The sequence below is a fragment of the Streptomyces sp. LS1784 genome (genome assembly GCF_020103755.1).
Lineage (GTDB): Bacteria > Actinomycetota > Actinomycetes > Streptomycetales > Streptomycetaceae > Kitasatospora.
In genome coordinates this window covers 1-3,005 of record NZ_JAHSQD010000783.1, presented here as the reverse complement: position 1 = coordinate 3,005, position 3,005 = coordinate 1, and the positions used below count along the sequence as shown (strand labels likewise).

The following is a 3,005-nucleotide window of genomic DNA, read 5'->3' as shown; positions in this document are numbered from 1 at the left end:
GTGCCGGGGGGCTGCGGGAGCTGGAGGGTGCCGCCGCCGTCGGCCGGGACGCCGGTGCCGAAGGTGCCGGGGATGTCGGTCGAGGGGCCGCCGCCGGGCAGGGTGCGGCCGGCGTCCTGCCCGGCCGAGCCGTTCGTCGGACCGGCGTCGGCGGCTGCGACCGGGGCGAGCCCGATGCCTGTCACCTGAGATCCGGTCAGCGCGGCCAGCGCGGCGAAGGCTGCCGCCGTGCCCGTGAGCCGCTTGCCGATCCGGAGCTTGCGCCCGCCCCTGGCTTTGCCGATCCGCACCGTCATCCGCTACCCCTCCCCGTCGCCGCCCGGACCCTCCCGGAACGGTTGAGTTGTCGTCATAGTGCCCGTCCAGTCGAGGACAGGGCCCGCCGCCGGGACGATTAGTATCACGACGATCTGACAGGGACAGGGTGACCGGGAGGCGGACCGGAGCCCTCCGAGGGGTTAACTCGGCACCTCAGCAGGGGTGCGGCCGGGCCCCGTTCCGTCCCGGGAGGTCCGCCGCCTGCCCCTCCCCGGCCGCCACCCGGCGGCAACTCCGCTTCCGGTACGGAAAGTTGACCGAAAGACCAACTGTGCTGGGACGGGCGCTCCCAGGCGCCGGACCGGCGGTTCGGAGCGCGGGGGTGGTGCGTGCGCGGTGTTTCGAGCCCCCCGGCGCCGCCCGCCGTCGACCCTCCTGACCTGCCGGAACATCGGAAGCCGGGCTCGGTGCCCCCTACCAGGGCGGACGCCGGGACGCCAGGGTGCGGCCCCACTCGGCCCTGGACGGGTGACGTTCTGGTGAAAGTGGGCATGCCAGGAATCGCTGCCCGGCATGCTGTGCCGCGTGATGATGCGGATGGAGGTCCGGACCGTGAGCGCGAACCTGCCGGAGACCGTCGCCGAGGGAGCGGTCGTCCTTCCGGCTCCCCCTCGGGTGGTGGACGACCTGGCCCGGGACCTCACCCGGGCCGCCGCGGCCGTCCGGGCGGCGTCGCGCGACTGTCGCGCCGGTGCGGACGTCGCGGTCGCCGCGTACACCGCCGTGGTGTGCACCGGTCGGTCGGCCGCCCGCACCCTGGAGGAGGCCGCTGCCTGGTGCCGCCAGGCGCCCGAGGCCGAGGTGCACTCGCTGGCCTGGGCGCGGGTGCCGGGGCACCGGGAGGACGTCCACGAGTACCGCGTCACGATGGCCGTCAGCTTCCCCGACGGAGAGACCGGCGAGTACCTCGGGGACACCCATCACGCCTGCCGCTGAAGTCGTATCATCATCCCCATGGTTGAGGGGGGTGCGAACGAGACGGTGAACGGCCCGACCACCGGCCCGAGCGGCACGGCCGCGGGGGAGCATGCCGACGGCCCGCAGGAGCTCTCGCGGGCCGCCGCCGTCGTGGTCACGGTGCTCGCGGCGGTGTTCGGTGCCGCGGTGCTGCTGGCCGTGTTCCACTGGCTGGGGTGGTCCGTGCCGTGGATCGGCTGGATCGTCGCCAAGGCCGGGATCAAGCTCGCCGTCGGCGGCTTCGCCGGGCTGGCGGTCGGCTTCGCCTGGCTCCGGGCCAGGTTGCGGGCGCGGAACCGGAGTTGAGTACCGGTCCGGTCAACCGGCCTGCGGGGAGGGGCAGGTGAGGTCGCGGTCGGGCGCGGTGTCCTCCAGCAGGTAGCGCTCGACCACCCCGCTGACGCAGGTGTTGGAGGTGGGGTACTGGCCGTGGTCGCCGTTCCCGGTGACGGTGACCAGCCTGGAGCCGCGCAGCGCGCGGTGGGCGCCGAACGCGGCCTCGTAGTAGGTCGCCGGATCGTGCACCGAGTTGAGCATCAGCGTGGTCGGCAGGTGGGCGCCGGTCACCTTGACCCTGGGCGCCGGGGCGACGGGCCATGCGGCGCAGACCGCACTGAAGGCGAGCGTCCGGGCGCCGGCCAGCGGCCGGTGGGCGGTGTTCTCGGCGCCCCGCTCGATCCAGGTGTCCAGGTCCCTGGTCCACGGGGTGTCGTTGCAGGTCACCGCGAAGTACTCGGCGAGGAACTCCGGGCTGAGGTAGCTGTCGAAGGCCTTCGCGGCCGCCGCCCGGACGGCGGGGTCGGCGCCCTGCCAGTCGTCGACGGTGGCCAGGATCCGGGCCAGGGCGGGGAAGTCGGACGCCCGGTAGATCGCCGACATGGCGAGGCTGTCCAGCTGGTTCGGGCCGATCGTCACCGAGCCCTCGACGATGGGGGAGTCGTGCAGCGCGGCGCGCCGCTGCTCCCAGTGCGCCTGCACCTGCTCCGGCGTCGAGCCCCAGTGGTAGGTGGCGTCCCGGGCCGCGAGCCAGGGTACGAAGTCCTCGTCGAAACGGCGCTGGAAGCTCATCGGCTGGCCCAGCTCGAACGTCTCCCAGGTGCCGTCGAAGCCGATGTTGCTGTCCAGCACCATCCGTTCGACCCGGTGCGGGAACAGCGTCCCGTAGTAGGCGCCGATCATCGAGGCGTAGGACGGGCCGTAGTAGCTGAGCTTGCGCTCGCCGAGCAGGCCGCGGAACAGGTCGATGTCGTGGGCGGTCTGCTCGGTGGTCAGGTACGGGATCAGGTCGCCACTGCGCTCCTGGCAACCGGCGGCGAGTTTCCTGGAGTTGGCGATGACGCGGTCGATCGCGGCGGGGGACTGGTCGCGGTAGTCGCCGGCCAGGAACTCCTGGAACTCCTCAGGGGTCTGGCAGACCGCCTTGGTGCTCTCGCCGACCCCGCGCTGGTCGAAGCCCACGATGTCGTACGCGGCGCCGACCGCAGGAGCGCCGGTGGCCAGACCGGCCGGGCGCAGCAGGCCGCTGCCGCCGGGGCCGCCGGCGGCCATCAGCAGGGTGCCCCGGCGCTTGGCCGGGTCGGTGGCCCGGTGCCGGGAGACGGCGATGGTCAGGTCGGCCCCGGTACCGGGGTGGTGCCAGTCGCGCGGGGCGGTCATGGTGGCGCAGTCCAGGGCGGGCTGTCGGGCGCAGGGCTGCCAGTTCAGGATCTGGTGGGTGTAGCGGGCGGGCG

The 3,005-nt window shown here is 73.6% G+C and carries 3 protein-coding genes and 1 pseudogene; 2 read left to right on the top strand and 2 right to left on the bottom strand.

The genetic code is table 11. From position 1 onward, the window contains the following. Positions 1-296 (bottom strand): annotated as a pseudogene (locus tag KS423_RS42290) (hypothetical protein); the annotation flags it as partial. 574 nt (positions 297-870) lie between these two features. Here KS423_RS42290 and KS423_RS42285 point away from each other — a divergent pair. Then, a complete protein-coding gene (locus tag KS423_RS42285) occupies positions 871-1,254 on the top strand; it encodes a hypothetical protein (RefSeq protein ID WP_224285023.1) in 384 nt (127 codons plus the stop codon). 18 nt (positions 1,255-1,272) lie between these two features. Further along, positions 1,273-1,581, top strand: a complete 309-nt coding sequence (locus tag KS423_RS42280; protein ID WP_224285022.1) for a hypothetical protein — start codon at positions 1,273-1,275, stop codon at positions 1,579-1,581. 12 nt (positions 1,582-1,593) lie between these two features. Here KS423_RS42280 and KS423_RS42275 read toward each other — a convergent pair. Next, positions 1,594-3,005, bottom strand: a 1,412-nt coding sequence (locus tag KS423_RS42275; RefSeq protein WP_224285021.1) for an alpha/beta hydrolase, incomplete at its 5' end; no start/stop codon positions are given.

What these genes read in the sequence shown, in the direction of transcription:
- KS423_RS42280 (WP_224285022.1), top strand. Translation starts at nt 1,273, where the DNA reads ATGGTTGAGGGGGGTGCGAACGAGACGGTGAACGGCCCGACCACCGGC.